The sequence below is a fragment of the Bradyrhizobium liaoningense genome (assembly GCF_018130785.1).
In the GTDB taxonomy this organism is placed as follows: domain Bacteria; phylum Pseudomonadota; class Alphaproteobacteria; order Rhizobiales; family Xanthobacteraceae; genus Bradyrhizobium; species Bradyrhizobium liaoningense_A.
The window spans coordinates 48,151-61,595 of record NZ_JAFCJT010000016.1 but is presented as its reverse complement, the minus strand read 5'-3'; the positions used below and the strand labels follow the sequence as shown (position 1 = coordinate 61,595).

Genomic DNA, 13,445 nt, shown 5'->3' with positions numbered 1-13,445 from the left:
AATCAGGGAGGAGCACATGAACATCACCAGGCGCCAGGCGCTGATCGCGGGCTCCACATTGGCCGGCGCATCGATGCTGCCCGGGCAGCTCCGCGCCGAGACCAAGCAGGTATCGCTCGCATTCGGGCCGGTGTCGCCGGTCTACGCCATCGGCATGATTGCCGAGCTGAAGGGGTACTTCAGGGACGAAGGTCTCGACTCCAAGCTCGTCACCGGTAACGCCGGCACGTTCGGCCGGCAGACATTGGCGGCGGGACAGGCCCTGTTCGCCCATGGCGATGCCAGCCATCCGCTCCAGCTCAGTGCGCGCGGCAAGCCCTGCAAGATCCTGCTCGCGACCGAGATGGTGTGCTCCTACGCCAACATCATGGTCCGGCAGGACCTTTACGACAGCGGTATCAATTCGGTCGAGAAGCTCGCGGGCTACAAACGGCCTGACGGCGCCAAGCCGATCGTCGCGGCCACCGCGATCGGGTCGGGCACCTGGGTGTTCGGCACCTATGTGTTCGAAACGCGCGGGCTCGGCGACAGGGTGAACTGGGTCGCTGGCGGCGGGCCCAACACGATGTTTCCCTCGCTGCAGACCAAGCAGTTCGACGCCATCATGGCGCCGCCAAGCTGGATCGTCGAGGTCGAGAAGAAGGGCTTTGGCAGGACGATCTACGACACCTCCAAGCCCGGCGTATTCGAAAAGGATTTCGGCGGGACGCTGCCCGTGCTCGTGATCTACACGCTCCAGGACACGATCGAGCAGGACAAGGCGATGGTGCAGGCCTATGTGAACGCGATCCACCGCGCGATGGCCTTCGTGAAGGCGACGCCGCTCGCGGACGTGCAGGCACTGGTCACGCCGAAATATTTCTCGGGCATCGACACCGATGCGGTCGGCGCCGAGCTCGGCTTCGACAAGTCGACCTGGGCCTATGACGGCGTCATCGACAAGTCCTCGTTCGAACGCGGCGCCAAGCCCTGGCACCGCAAGGGAACGGATATTCCCGAGACAAAATACGAGGATGTCGTCGACATGAGCTTCCTCCAGGCGGCCAGGGCGAAATACAAATGATCGCCGCGCCAGGTCCGGGCTTCGCGCTGGCGCGAGACGAGGATGAGGGAGCGGTGGCGCGCACCCGCATCGCGGTGCGCGGTCTCGCCAAACGCTTCAATGCGTCCGGCCGCGAGTTCGTGGCGGTCGATGACGTTTCCTTCGAGGTCAAGCAGGGTGAATTCGTCGCGCTGCTCGGTCCATCCGGCTGCGGCAAGAGCACCATCCTCAACATGGTCGCGGGGTTGTTGCCGCGCTCGGGCGGACGCATCCTGATCGATGAGGACACGGTTGAGACCGGCAAGGTCAACCCCAGGGTCGGCTATGTCTTCCAGCGCGACACGCTGTTTCCCTGGCGAACCGTGGAGCAGAACATCGGCTATGGGCTGGAGATCGCGGGGCTGCCAAGGAGCGAGCGCGCCGGGCGCGTCGCTTCGGCCGTCGAGAAGGCCGGGCTCTCCGGCTTTGCGCAGAGCTTTCCCCGCATGCTGTCCGGCGGCATGCGCCAGCGCGTCGCCTTGATGCGCACGCTGATCCTGGAGCCCGAGATCCTGCTGATGGACGAGCCGTTCGGCGCGCTCGACACCCATACCAAGCTTGAGATGCACAAGACGCTGCTGGAGATCTGGGAACGCGAGCGGCAGACCGTGCTGTTCGTGACCCACGATCTCGGCGAGGCCTTGACGCTGGCGAGCCGCATCATCCTGCTCTCGGCGCGGCCCGGGAGGCTCAGGGAAGACTTCGACGTCGCCATCCCGCGGCCGCGCGACCCCGTGGCCGTGCGCGAGACTGCCGAATTCGGCCGCCTCTACTCTCACATCTGGCATTCCCTCGGCGAAGAATTCCGCCGCACCAGGGCCGACTGACCATGTCCAACAGCCGTAGCGCCGTCCTGTTCTGGCAAGTGGCCATTCTCGTGGTGGTTCTCGTCGTCTGGCAGTGGGGCTTCGAATGGAGCAAGGCGCTGTTGCCGAAGGCCTATGTGCCGAAAATCCTCGATCCGTATTTCGTCGCCAAGCCGTCGTTGATCTGGCAGAGCTTCCTGCGGCTCGGCTGCTTTGCCGATTCCGCCGGCTTTGCCGCCTGCATCAACGGCAACGACAACAATTTGTGGCTCGCCACGCTCGTCACGCTGAAGAACACCTGGTGGGGGTTTCTCTTCGGGTCAGCGAGCGGAATCGCGGCTGGCCTGGTCCTCGGCCGTTCGGACTTCCTTGCCCGCGTGTTCGGGCCCTATGTCGTGGCGCTCAACTCGATACCGCGCATCGCGCTGGTGCCGCTCGTCATCCTGATCTTCGGCCTCGGCGATCTCTCCAAGATCGCCACCGCCTGGCTCGTCGTGTTCTTCGTGGTGTTCTTCAACACCTTCGAGGGAACGCGTGCGGTCGACCGCGACCAGATCGCCGCAGCCCGCCTGCTGGGCGCCAGCGAATTCACCGTGCTACGCACGGTCGTGATCCCTTCCGCACTGGCCTGGGTGTTCGCTTCGCTGTTGCCGGCGGTGTCTTTTGCGCTGATCGGCGTCATCGTCGGCGAGTTCATCGGCGCCGAGCGCGGGATCGGCAAGCTCATCATCGAAGCCGAGGCGCATGCCAACGCCAGCGAGATGATGGTCGCCATCTTCGTCATGATGTTCGTCGGAATCCTGCTGGCGATCGCGGTGCGCTCGCTGCAGTCCTACCTGCTGCGATGGCAGCCGCAATTCGAGCCGTCGGCATAGCAGTCTGGAAAGAGTCGGACGGTGGGCGGCCGGTGCGGCGTCAGCGGCTGAACCGCGCCACCAATTCCACATGCGGCGTGTGACGGAACTGGTCGACCGGGACCACGGTCTCGATCTTGTAGCCACCGTCGATGAGGAGCCGTGCGTCGCGGGCGAAGGTGGCGGCGTTGCACGACACCGCGACCACGACGGGGATCTTGCTCGCAGCGAGTTTCAGCGCCTGCGCCTGCGCGCCCTGGCGCGGGGGATCGAATACGACAGCGTCGAAGTCGCGCAGCTCCGGCGGCACCAGGGGACGACGGAACAGGTCGCGCGGCTCTGCCTTGATCGGCTTCAGACCCGGTGCGCGTGCGGCTTTCACGAGCGCTGCGATGGCGCCGGCGTCGTTGTCACAGGCGGTGATGCGCGCTTTCTCCGCGAGTCTCAACGCGAACGGCCCGACGCCGCAGAAGAGGTCGGCGACTTCCTTGGCCTTGCCGACGCGCTCGGCGACGAGAGACGCCAGCGTGTCTTCGCCCGCGACCGTTGCTTGCAGGAAGGATCCCGGCGGCAGTGTCACCTCGGCGCGGCCCATCCGTACCGTCGGCGGCAGGCGTTGCAGCACCAGCTCGCCGTGCCGCGTCAGCCGCGCCAGCCGATGCTGCTCGGCGACCCGTGAGAGCGCCGTGACCAGCGGCGTCGGCAGCGGGCCGGAGCCGCGCACGTCGACATCGAGGCCGTTGGCGGTCGCGGTGACCTGGATGTCCAGCGGCTTCGTCACCGCCATTTTGGACATCAGCGGTTCGGCAAGCGCCCAGGCGGCATCGAGCGCACCCTCGAGCCCGGGATCGAGGATCGGGCAGCGATGGATCGGGATGACGTCGTGCGAGCTCGCCGCCGAGAAGCCGACCTTGAGGACGTCATGCGTGCCGAACCGGCCGTGCAGCGTGACGCGTCGGCGTCCGGCACCATGGGCATCGACGAGCGGCGCCACCTCGCAGTCGATGCCGGCCTGCGCCAGCGTCTCGACCACGATGCCGCGCTTCCAGGCGTGGTAGGGCGCGGGCGCCCAGTGCTGGATCGCGCAGCCGCCGCAGATGCCGAAATGCGGACAGAACGGCTCGATGCGATCGGGGCTGGCGACATCGACCGCGAGCAGCTTGCGGCGGTCGGGATGATTGCCCGCGACGTGGTCGACCTCGACGGTCTCGCCACCAAGCGCGTAGGGCACATAGACGGCATCGCCAGCAGCGAGCGAAACGCCGTCGCCGCGATGACCGACGTGATCGATCCTCACGCGCTCAACCACGGCGCGCGCCCAGGAAGAATTCGATGTTGCCGTCGCCGCCCGTGATCGGGGAGGGGAACACCTCGATGTCGGTGCAGCCGAGCGAAGCGGCAAAGGCCGCGATGTCGTCGCAGATTTCCTGATGCACGGCGGCGTCGCGGATGATGCCCTTCTTGTTGTGCTTCCGGTCCGCCTCGAACTGCGGCTTGATCAGCGCCAGCAGGCTCATCGGGGCTGCGGCCAGCGACAGCGCCACGGGCAGCACCGTCTTGAGCGAGATGAAGCTGACGTCGATGACGACGACGTCGGGCCGCGCGGGCAGCCGCTTGCCTTCGTAGCTGCGGATGTCGGTCTCCTCCATCGACACGATCTTGGGATGGTCGCGCAGCGAGGGATGCAGCTGGCTGGTGCCGACATCGATGGCGAACACCAGGCTGGCCCCGTTCGCCAGCAGCACCTCGGTGAAACCGCCGGTGGAGGCGCCGACGTCCAGGCAGACATGGTTTTCGATCTCGATAGGGTAGCGCTCCAGCGCGCCGGCCAGCTTGACGCCGCCGCGCGAGACATAAGGATGCGCCGGCTCGGCCTGGATCACCGCGTTCTCGGCGATGGTCTCCGAGGGTTTTGCGACCTGCTTGTCGTCGGCCGTGACGAGCCCGGCCTCGATGGCCGCGCGCGCCCGAGCCCGGCTCTCGAACAGGCCGCGCTCGACCAGCAGAACATCCGCGCGCTTGCGGGCAGGGGGCATCGGATCTCCGAGAGACGACTGAAACGTCTATGTAGCGATCAATCGCGCGGCCGCCATCCGGACGCAAGCCTCGAACGCGGCCAGATCGTGCCAGACGTCGATCGGCATCTGCGCCGGCGTCACCAGCGGGCAACCGTGCAGCTCCAGCGCATGGATCATCATGAGGTTGTCGACGAGGCCAAAATCCTCAACCGTCAGCCCCTGTGCATCGACCAGCCGTCCGTCCTCGGAGGTCACGTCCACGAAGCGGCCGACGCGGTCGGCATAGACGGCGCCGTCATTGGAATAGGCCAGGCAAAACTTGCGGCGGCCGGCCATGTAGCCGAGCTCGTAGACGGTGCCGGGGTCGGCGCCGGCGCCGCGGAACGGCGTGAGGTTGGCGATGATGGCAGCGGCCTCGTCCATCATCGCCTCGTTGCCGCAAAAGATCTGCCGCGAGGCATCAGGCGCGGCGAGATTAATCGCGTTGTCGAGGGGATAGAGGCCGGTGAGCCCGTAGCGACCGCAGATCGCAGCTTTTTGCCGCCCGATCTCGACCGCATCCGGCAGGAACACGTCGGGACCTGCCAGATAGATTTTCATGAAGGTCGCGCTGGTTCGCGAAGGTCGAAGCTCGCCGTCAGGCGAGCTTGACAGTCTCGGTCTTGACGTCCTTGCCCAGCGCCTCGAACACCTTGGCGACGATGCCCTTGGCGTCGAGACCGGCGCGGCCGTACATCGCGGCCGGCGTATCGTGGTCCTGGAACACGTCGGGCAGCACCATCGAGCGGAACTTGACCATGCCGCTGTCGAGCGCGCCCTGATCGGTCAGGTACTGCGCGACATGCGAGCCGAAGCCGCCGACCGAGCCTTCCTCGATCGTGATCAGGATCTCGTGGTCGCGGGCGAGCTTGAGAACCAGCTCGGTGTCGAGCGGCTTCATGAAGCGCGCATCGGCGATCGAGGTGGAGAGGCCGTGGGCGGCTAGCTCGTCGGCCGCCTTCTCGCATTCGGCGAGGCGTGTACCGAAGGAAAGCAAGGCGATCTTGCTGCCCTGGCGAATCATGCGGCCCTTGCCGACCTCGAGCGGAACGCCGATTTCGGGCATTTCGATGCCGCGGCCTTCGCCGCGGGGATAGCGCAGCGAGCTCGGACGGTCGTCGATCGCGACCTGGGTCGCCACCATGTGCACGAGCTCGGCTTCGTCGGCCGCCGCCATGATCACCATGTTCGGCAGGCAGCCGAGATAGGCGTTGTCGAACGAGCCGGCATGCGTTGCGCCGTCGGCGCCGACGAGACCGGCGCGGTCGATGGCGAAGCGGACGGGTAGGTTCTGGATCGCGACGTCATGCACGATCTGATCGTAGCCGCGCTGCAGGAAGGTCGAGTAGATCGCGCAGAACGGCTTGTAGCCTTCGCTCGCAAGACCGGCGGCAAAGGTCACCGCGTGCTGTTCGGCGATACCGACGTCAAAGGTGCGGTCCGGGAAAGCCTTGTTGAAGATGTCGACGCCGGTGCCGGACGGCATCGCCGCGGTGATGGCGACGATCTTTTCGTCCTTCTGCGCTTCCTTGACGAGGCTCTGGCCGAACACGTTCTGGTAGGCCGGCGCATTCGGCTTGGCCTTGGCCTGGGTTCCGGTCGCGACGTCGAACTTGACGACCGCGTGGTACTTGTCGGCGGAAGCTTCCGCCGGGCCATAGCCCTTGCCCTTCTGCGTCACGACGTGGACCAGGATCGGGCCGGTCTCCATGTCGCGCACGTTCTTCAACACGGGCAGGAGATGGTCGAGATTGTGGCCGTCGATCGGGCCGACGTAATAGAAGCCGAGCTCCTCGAACAGCGTGCCGCCGTCCATCATGAAGCCGCGGGAATATTCCTCGACGCGGTTGGCGCGGTTGGCGATGATCTTGGGCAGGCGCTTGTTGATCTGCTTGGCCGCATCGCGCAGCGTGCGATAGGTCTTGCCGGAGTAGAGGCGCGACAGATAGGCGCTCATCGCGCCGACCGGCGGCGCGATCGACATGTCGTTGTCGTTGAGGATCACGATCAGGCGCGAGTTCATGGCGCCCGCGTTGTTCATGGCTTCGTAGGCCATGCCGGCTGACATCGCGCCGTCACCGATCACGGCGATAACGTTGTTCTTGCCGCCGGAGAGGTCGCGCGCGACGGCCATGCCGAGGCCGGCGGAAATCGAGGTCGAGGAATGCGCCGCGCCGAACGGATCGTAATCGCTCTCGCTGCGCTTGGTGAAGCCGGACAGGCCGCCACCGGTCCGCAGCGTGCGGATGCGGTCGCGCCGGCCGGTGAGGATCTTGTGCGGATAGGCCTGATGGCCGACGTCCCAGATCAGCCGGTCGCGCGGCGTGTCGAAGACGTAGTGGATCGCGGTGGTGAGCTCGACCACGCCGAGGCCCGCGCCGAAGTGACCCCCGGTCACCGAGACGGCATCGATGGTCTCCTGCCGCAACTCGTCGGCGACCTGGCGGACCTGCTCGATCTTGAGCTTGCGCAGGTCATCCGGCGTTTGGATGGTGTCGAGAAGCGGCGTCTTACTGTATGCGTTCACGGCGATTTCCAATTTGTCAGCGCCGGAAGATCGTTCCGGTGCGCGATGGGTTTGCACAATATCGGCGCAGCGCGAGTCCTTAAACCGTCGGAGCCACCTGCATGGGGCAGAGCCCCGTCTTCAAGCTTAGGTGAGCTAAAGTGCGCTCCGGTTCAGTCTCTGTGATCCCTGTCACTTAGATCGGCTTCGTCCGTCCCAGCCAATTTCACTAGCAGTTTGAAGCGCTTGTCGTCGGTAATCTCTGCCCACGCAAGGCTTACAAAAAGCCACACTCCGCGCAGCTTTACACCAAAGCTTGGGCCAAAGCCAACCCGCTGGACCGATTACGGGCATACACGTGCAACCCGCGGGCCAGAGTGGTTAACCGTAGCGCCAGCGGAAGGGTTCCAGCCTTATCCGGTTCTTCGGCAGGATTTTGGGCGTGAGCAAGGCCGTTTTGGCCGGATTCGGAGGGCGGGAGGCCCTTCGCGCCGGAGTTCCGCGACGCTTACGCCGCACAATTGGACCCCCGTCCGTGGAACCAGCGGCGTGCGATCATGAAAAAATGCAGACGGCCGATGCTTGGGACGGACGGCTTTGACCGCCGCCCTTACTGGACGTCGAGGGGGGCCGTGCCGGTGGCCTGGCCACTGGCATCGGTGGTGATCTTGTCGACGCGCGCCTCGGCCTGGCGCAGCAATTCCTCGCACCGGCGCTTCAAAGCCTCGCCGCGCTCGTAAATCGTCACGGATTCCTCGAGCGGCACCTTGCCGTCTTCGAGCCGCTTCACGATCGTTTCGAGTTCCTCGATCGCGCGTTCGAAGGTGAGCCTGGAGACGTCGATTTGGGTATTTTCGGCCATATCCGTTTCCGATTGCCCGCTTCGCATTCCCTGCAGAGAAGGCGGGTTTTGCGGGGTTAATGTGGCGGTATCGTCAGGCACCCATCAGGGCGCCGACATGCGCCGTAACAGATTCTTTCAAGCCTTGCAGGTCATAGCCGCCCTCGAGCACCGAAACAATGCGGCCCTCCGCGGTCTTGTCGGCAAGGTCCATCAGCTTGCGCGTGACCCAGTTGTAGTCCTCCGCACGCAGATTCAGCGAGGCCAGCGGATCGCGGTAATGCGCATCGAAGCCCGCGGAGATGATGAGCAGCTCGGGGCTGAATTTTTCGAGCTGTGGCAGGATCAAATTCTCGAACGCGGATCGGAATTCGGGGCCACCGTCTTCGGAGGCGAGCGGCGCATTGACGATGGTGTCGTGGTCGCCGCGCTCGCCCTTCGCGCCGGTGCCCGGAAACAACGGCATCTGATGCGTCGAGCAGTACATCACGGTCGGGTCGGACCAGAAGATGTCCTGCGTGCCGTTACCGTGATGCACGTCGAAATCGACGATGGCCGCACGCTGGATGCCGTATTTGCGCTGTGCGTGGCGCGCGGCGATCGCAACATTGTCGAAGAAGCAGAAGCCCATCGGCTTGCCGATCTCGGCGTGATGTCCGGGCGGGCGCACCGCGACGAAGGCATTGCGATGCTCGCCATTCATCACCGCTTCGGTCGCAGCCACTGCGCCGCCGACGCCGCGCATCACCGCTTCCCACGTGCCGGGCGACATCGAGGTGTCGCCGTCGATATAGACCTGACCGCTGGTCGGCGCGATGTGGCGCAGCTCGGTGACGTAATGCTCGTTGTGACAGAGCGTGACGAGGTCGAGATCGCCTTCCGGCGCCAAGTCGCGCGCCAGGAACTGGAAGCGCTCGTGCGACAGCGCTTCCTCCACCGCCCGCAGGCGGTCGGGCCTTTCAGGGTGTCCCGGCGGCGTGACGTGGTCGAGGCAGGCCTTGTGGGAGAGGAGAAGCGTGCTCATCAGGTCGGCCTCACAGGGAACGGGCTCTTGACGTCGCTTGGCGCATCCGGAGCCAAAACGCAATGCAAAACGCAATCTAAGCGCTTGGGCGGGAATGGCAAAGGGCGGTCCCGGACAAGTCCGTTTGATCCGGATCAATTCACACGCAGGATGCGGGTGGGCGGCAGCGGACCGATCGGTCCGTGCGCCCTGAAGAAGGCGAACAGCGCGTCCGCGTCGTAGCCGCCATATTGTGGCGCCGTGCCTTGTTTGGCGGCCGTAAAACCGTCGCCGCCGACGGCGAGGTAATCGTTGAGGGTGACGCGGTAGCCGCTTCCGGGCTCGATCGGCCTGCCGTTGAGCGTCATCTTCTCGATCATGATGCGCTCGCCGAACGGTTTCGTCGCATCCCAGGTGTAGCTGAATCCATTGGAGACCTGGAGAACCCGCGGCCGTTTCGGATCGAGCCACTGCTGCTCCAGCATGTCCTTGAGCTGGCTGCCGGTGAGCGTCATGGTGACGAGGCGGTTGCGGAACGGCTGGCTGGCGAAAACATCGCCGAAGGATATGGCGCCGTTCTCCCTCGGAACGATGTCGGTGCGGATGCCGCCGGGATTGGTGAGCGCGATGACAGCGCTGCCATCCTTCGCATCCTTCGTGGCGGCGAGCTGCGCGTCCGCGATGACATCGCCAAGCGCGCTCTCGCCGGCTTCGTTCGGAATGCGCGACAGCGTCTGCGTCACCGATCCGGCCGGGCGGTTGGCGATCGGCGCCGACAGCTTGTCATAGGCCTCGATCAATGCAGTCTGTTCGGGATCCCTGGCCAGCGAGGCATTGGCGACGATGACGTTCTCGCCCCTGGCGCTGACGATGTCGCGCGTTGCCGGATCGAGCTTGAGGTCGATCGCGGTGACCAGCGTGCCGTATTTGTCACCGCTGGTGACGAGCCGGCCGTCGATGTCGCAGACATAGGCGCGGTGGGTGTGACCGCTGACGACGACGTCGACGGCGCGGTCGAATTTCTTCACGATGTCGACGATCGGCCCCGTAATGGCAGGGCATTCATTGTAGTCGCCTGAGGGCTCACCACCCTGGTGGATCAGCACCACGATGGCCTCGACGCCACGCGCTTTCAGCTGCGGCACCAGCGCATTCACCGTCTCGGCTTCGTCGCGGAATTCGAGTCCGGTGATGCCTGAGGGCGAGACGATGCCCGCGGTCTCCTTCAAGGTGAGGCCGATGAAGGCGACGGGGATGCCCTCGAACTCCCTGATCTCGTAGGGCGGCAGCACGCTTTTGCCGGTCGCAGTCTCGATGGTGGAAGCCGCGAGATAGCGGAATTTCGCGCCCGTGAAGGGATGTGGCCCCTGGCAGCCGTCGACGGGATGGCAGCCGCCGTTCTGCATCCTGAGCAGCTCGGTCTTGCCCTCGTCGAATTCGTGATTGCCGACCGATGTGATCGCGAGTCCCATCATCGAGAGCGCCTCGACCGAGGGCTCGTCGTGAAACATTGCCGACAGGAACGGGCTCGCGCCGATCAAATCGCCGGCGGCGACGAAGATCGTGTTCTTGTGCCCCTCGCGCAGCTGCTTCACCAGCGTCGCCATGTATTCGGCGCCACCAGCCGCCACCATCACCTTCTTGCTCTTGTCCTCGGGATCATTGATCCGGATGCCGCCCGCCGGCGGCCGCAGATTGCCGTGAAAATCGTTGATCGCGAGAATGCGCAGCTCGACGGGCGCCGTGGTTTGGGCGGAGGCGGGGAGCGTGGCGAGCGCGGCAACGAGGAGTGGGAATAGGTATCGCATGGAACCAAGATTAGTCGTTCAGCGCGAAGATTTCACGAAAGTTCTCGCCGTCATTCCAGGGCGCACGACTTCGTCGCGCCCCGGAATGACGACCGTTGGCTGGGCGCCGGCCGCCCCCCTACTTCTTCTTCCGGTTCGCGAACGCATTGAACGCGGCAGTAGCCTCATCCGACTTCAACCGCTCGCCGAACAGATGGGCCTCCTGGTCGATGCGGCGGGTGAGCTCCTCGGGCGCGGCGCGCAGCAATTTGCGCGAGGCGGCGACCGCCTCGGCCGGCAGCCGGCAGATATCGCGCGCCACCTTGCGCGCCTCGACCTCGGTGTGTCCCGGCGAGACAACGGTGTTGACGAAGCCCGCCGCGTGCGCCTCCGCGGCTGTGAAAGTCCGCCCCATCACCAGCATGGCGAAGGCACGCTGATATCCCATCGTGTTCGGCATCAGCAGGCTGGCCGCGCCGACCGGTACGAGCCCGAGATGGATGTAGGGCGCGGAGAAGGTCGCAGCGTTCGAGGCGAGCACATAGTCGCAGTGAAACAGCATCACCGTGCCCATGCCGATCGAGGCGCCGTCGACGGCCGCGATGATCGGCTTGACGTTGAGGGCCAGCGAATAGAGGAATTTGGCACCGTCCGACAGCGTCTCGGAATTCGCTTCGGCTTGCATGAAATCGTCGATGTCGTCGCCGGCGGTGAACACGCCGGAGCCACCGGTGATGATCATGCAGCGGACGTCGGGATTGTTCTGCGCGGTGTCGATCGCGCGGCTCATCTCGCGATACATGTCCTGCGTGATCGCGTTCTTCTTGCTCGGGCGGCGCAGGGTGATGACGCGCGTTCCGCGCTCTTCGGTGACGACGATATTGCCATTCGGCATGAGAGCCCCCTGCGGTCGCCGCGACGCTTGCCTTGGCGAGTCTCGCAAGCATCAGCCTACATCATCTTGCAGGCGTGCCAATCCGCCCGCTCGACCTTTTCGAAAACGTCCCCGTGAGCCGGCCGCATGGCGCGCTGTCGTTTTTCTGATCGGGAACTGCACTGTCCCGGATCACACTGGTTGTATCGCTTCGCATATGCCGTTGCGCATTGCAACAGACGGCTACAATGTTTAATTTGAAAAACCGGGGGTTGTAGGGCACGATTGCCCAATGCCATTTCCCCTGGCCGATTGCTCCATCGATGATTGCCGCAACGAGCTTTGACGAATCCTCGCTGCGTTATCGCGGCTGGCGCGTCGTGCTGGCCTGTTTCCTGATGGCCTTCTTCATGTTCGGCTTCGGTCTTTACGGCCAGGGCGTCTATCTCGCCGAGCTTCAGCGTGCCCATGGCTGGCCGGGCTCGCTGGTTTCGGCGGCCAGCACTTTCTCGTTTCTCCTGACCTCCGTGCTTGTCATCTTCACCGACGATCTGCTCGCCCGCATCGGGCTGCGCGCGCTGATCCTGTGCGGCCTGTCGGCGCTCGGCGCTTCGACCGTGCTGCTGGCGCTGATGCAGACGCCCTGGCAGCTTTATCTTGCCTATGCGCTGATGTCGGTCGGCTGGACCGGCATGGGCACCGTGGTGATCGCCACCGTGCTGAACTCCTGGTTCGAGCGGCGCCGCGGGCTCGCGCTCAGCCTCGCATTCAACGGCGCGACCTGCGGCGGCATCGTCCTCGTTCCGCTGTTGTTGTCGCTGACCGGCAGCGTCGGCTTCCGGTCCGCCATGCTCGCCGCCACGATGGCGATGGTGGTGCTGGTGTTGCCGGTGGTCGTCATCTTCATCGGCTGGCCGACGCAGATGTCGCCGGCATCGGGCGACCGTTCGTCCGCTGGAATGGCCGCACCGGCCCATTCCCGCAGGACGCTGCTCGCCAACGCGGCGTTCTGGACCATGGTGCTGCCGATCGCGATCGCGCTGCTGGCGCAGATGGGATTCATCATCCACCAGGTGACGTTCCTCGAGCCGCTGATTGGCCGCGCCAGTGCCGGCCTTGCGGTCACCGTCATGGCGGCAATGGCGGTGATCGGCCGCCTGTCGCTCGGCCTGTTCGTCGACCGGCTCGATCCGCGGCTCGCCTGTGCGGCGTCGATGACGAGCCAGGCGGCGGCGCTGTTCGTGCTTCTCCAAAGCACGAGCCCGACCGTGCTGCTCGTATGCTGCGCTGTCTACGGCTTCTCGATCGGCAACATGATCACGTTCCCGCCCTTGATCATCCAGCGCGAGATCGGAGCTGCCGCCTTTGCCGCGGCCATGGGATTGGGCACGTCGATCAGCGGCATCGTCAGCGCCTTCGGCCCAGGCATCGTCGGCCTCGTGCGGAGCTTCACCGGCGACTACACGAGCGCGTTTGCGATGTGTGTGGTGCTGGATCTCGTGGCGGCGGGAATCGTGCTGTGGCGGCCGGGGAAGAGGCTGGAAGATTCGCACACTCTATCACCGTCACCCTGAGGTGCTCGCCGCTTCGGCGAGCCTCGAAGGGCGACGGCCCGGCTGCATCTCGGCCGTTCATC

Annotated in this window: 12 protein-coding genes; 4 read left to right on the top strand and 8 right to left on the bottom strand. The window is 65.0% G+C overall.

Annotated features, from left to right (window positions below; all coding sequences use genetic code 11):
• Window positions 1–16 precede the first annotated feature (16 nt).
• Genes JQ627_RS26515 through JQ627_RS26505 form a run of 3 tightly spaced genes read left to right on the top strand, consistent with a single transcriptional unit; the run spans window position 17 to window position 2,762 of the window.
• Complete coding sequence (locus JQ627_RS26515) at window positions 17–1,063, top strand: ABC transporter substrate-binding protein (RefSeq protein WP_212487023.1); 1,047 nt, start codon at window positions 17–19, stop codon at window positions 1,061–1,063.
• Window positions 1,060–1,908 (top strand): ABC transporter ATP-binding protein, encoded by an 849-nt coding sequence (locus tag JQ627_RS26510; RefSeq protein WP_212487022.1) that lies wholly within the window; start codon window positions 1,060–1,062, stop codon window positions 1,906–1,908. The genes JQ627_RS26515 and JQ627_RS26510 overlap by 4 nt, the downstream gene beginning before the upstream one ends.
• 2 nt (window positions 1,909–1,910) lie before the next feature.
• Window positions 1,911–2,762, top strand: coding sequence for an ABC transporter permease (locus JQ627_RS26505; protein ID WP_212487021.1), 852 nt, complete (start codon window positions 1,911–1,913; stop codon window positions 2,760–2,762).
• A 40-nt stretch (window positions 2,763–2,802) separates the two neighbouring features.
• Here JQ627_RS26505 and JQ627_RS26500 read toward each other — a convergent pair whose 3' ends face one another.
• The 8 genes from JQ627_RS26500 to JQ627_RS26465 form a co-directional block, all read right to left on the bottom strand.
• The gene (locus JQ627_RS26500; protein ID WP_212487020.1) at window positions 2,803–4,050 is read right to left on the bottom strand and encodes a methyltransferase; all 1,248 of its coding nucleotides are present in this window, start codon (window positions 4,048–4,050) and stop codon (window positions 2,803–2,805) included.
• On the bottom strand, window positions 4,043–4,777 hold the full coding sequence (locus JQ627_RS26495) for a TlyA family RNA methyltransferase (protein ID WP_212487019.1): 735 nt from the start codon (window positions 4,775–4,777) through the stop codon (window positions 4,043–4,045). Before JQ627_RS26495 ends, JQ627_RS26500 begins: the two co-directional genes overlap by 8 nt.
• A gap of 27 nt (window positions 4,778–4,804) precedes the next feature.
• Window positions 4,805–5,359 (bottom strand): nucleoside 2-deoxyribosyltransferase, encoded by a 555-nt coding sequence (locus tag JQ627_RS26490; protein ID WP_212487018.1) that lies wholly within the window; start codon window positions 5,357–5,359, stop codon window positions 4,805–4,807.
• A gap of 37 nt (window positions 5,360–5,396) precedes the next feature.
• On the bottom strand, window positions 5,397–7,325 hold the full coding sequence (gene dxs / locus JQ627_RS26485; protein ID WP_212487017.1) for a 1-deoxy-D-xylulose-5-phosphate synthase: 1,929 nt from the start codon (window positions 7,323–7,325) through the stop codon (window positions 5,397–5,399).
• A 589-nt stretch (window positions 7,326–7,914) separates the two neighbouring features.
• A complete protein-coding gene (locus JQ627_RS26480; RefSeq protein ID WP_027516568.1) occupies window positions 7,915–8,166 on the bottom strand; it encodes an exodeoxyribonuclease VII small subunit in 252 nt (83 codons plus the stop codon).
• A gap of 73 nt (window positions 8,167–8,239) precedes the next feature.
• Complete coding sequence (locus tag JQ627_RS26475; protein ID WP_212487016.1) at window positions 8,240–9,169, bottom strand: histone deacetylase family protein; 930 nt, start codon at window positions 9,167–9,169, stop codon at window positions 8,240–8,242.
• Window positions 9,170–9,303: 134 nt separating this feature from the next.
• Window positions 9,304–10,956, bottom strand: coding sequence for a bifunctional UDP-sugar hydrolase/5'-nucleotidase (locus JQ627_RS26470; RefSeq protein WP_212487015.1), 1,653 nt, complete (start codon window positions 10,954–10,956; stop codon window positions 9,304–9,306).
• A gap of 118 nt (window positions 10,957–11,074) precedes the next feature.
• The gene (locus tag JQ627_RS26465) at window positions 11,075–11,830 is read right to left on the bottom strand and encodes an enoyl-CoA hydratase-related protein (RefSeq protein ID WP_212487014.1); all 756 of its coding nucleotides are present in this window, start codon (window positions 11,828–11,830) and stop codon (window positions 11,075–11,077) included.
• Between the two features lie 302 nt (window positions 11,831–12,132).
• Between JQ627_RS26465 and JQ627_RS26460 the strand changes: the two genes are divergently transcribed.
• The gene (locus JQ627_RS26460; protein ID WP_212487013.1) at window positions 12,133–13,383 is read left to right on the top strand and encodes an MFS transporter; all 1,251 of its coding nucleotides are present in this window, start codon (window positions 12,133–12,135) and stop codon (window positions 13,381–13,383) included.
• Window positions 13,384–13,445: the final 62 nt, after the last annotated feature.

Bases quoted from the DNA above. Each gene is read 5' to 3' on its own strand.
- JQ627_RS26515 (WP_212487023.1), top strand. From the start codon at position 17: ATGAACATCACCAGGCGCCAGGCGCTGATCGCGGGCTCCACATTGGCC.
- JQ627_RS26510 (WP_212487022.1), top strand. From the start codon at position 1,060: ATGATCGCCGCGCCAGGTCCGGGCTTCGCGCTGGCGCGAGACGAGGAT.
- JQ627_RS26505 (WP_212487021.1), top strand. From the start codon at position 1,911: ATGTCCAACAGCCGTAGCGCCGTCCTGTTCTGGCAAGTGGCCATTCTC.
- JQ627_RS26495 (WP_212487019.1), bottom strand. From the start codon at position 4,777: ATGCCCCCTGCCCGCAAGCGCGCGGATGTTCTGCTGGTCGAGCGCGGC.
- JQ627_RS26490 (WP_212487018.1), bottom strand. From the start codon at position 5,359: ATGAAAATCTATCTGGCAGGTCCCGACGTGTTCCTGCCGGATGCGGTC.
- JQ627_RS26480 (WP_027516568.1), bottom strand. From the start codon at position 8,166: ATGGCCGAAAATACCCAAATCGACGTCTCCAGGCTCACCTTCGAACGC.
- JQ627_RS26475 (WP_212487016.1), bottom strand. From the start codon at position 9,169: ATGAGCACGCTTCTCCTCTCCCACAAGGCCTGCCTCGACCACGTCACG.
- JQ627_RS26470 (WP_212487015.1), bottom strand. From the start codon at position 10,956: ATGCGATACCTATTCCCACTCCTCGTTGCCGCGCTCGCCACGCTCCCC.
- JQ627_RS26465 (WP_212487014.1), bottom strand. From the start codon at position 11,830: ATGCCGAATGGCAATATCGTCGTCACCGAAGAGCGCGGAACGCGCGTC.
- JQ627_RS26460 (WP_212487013.1), top strand. From the start codon at position 12,133: ATGATTGCCGCAACGAGCTTTGACGAATCCTCGCTGCGTTATCGCGGC.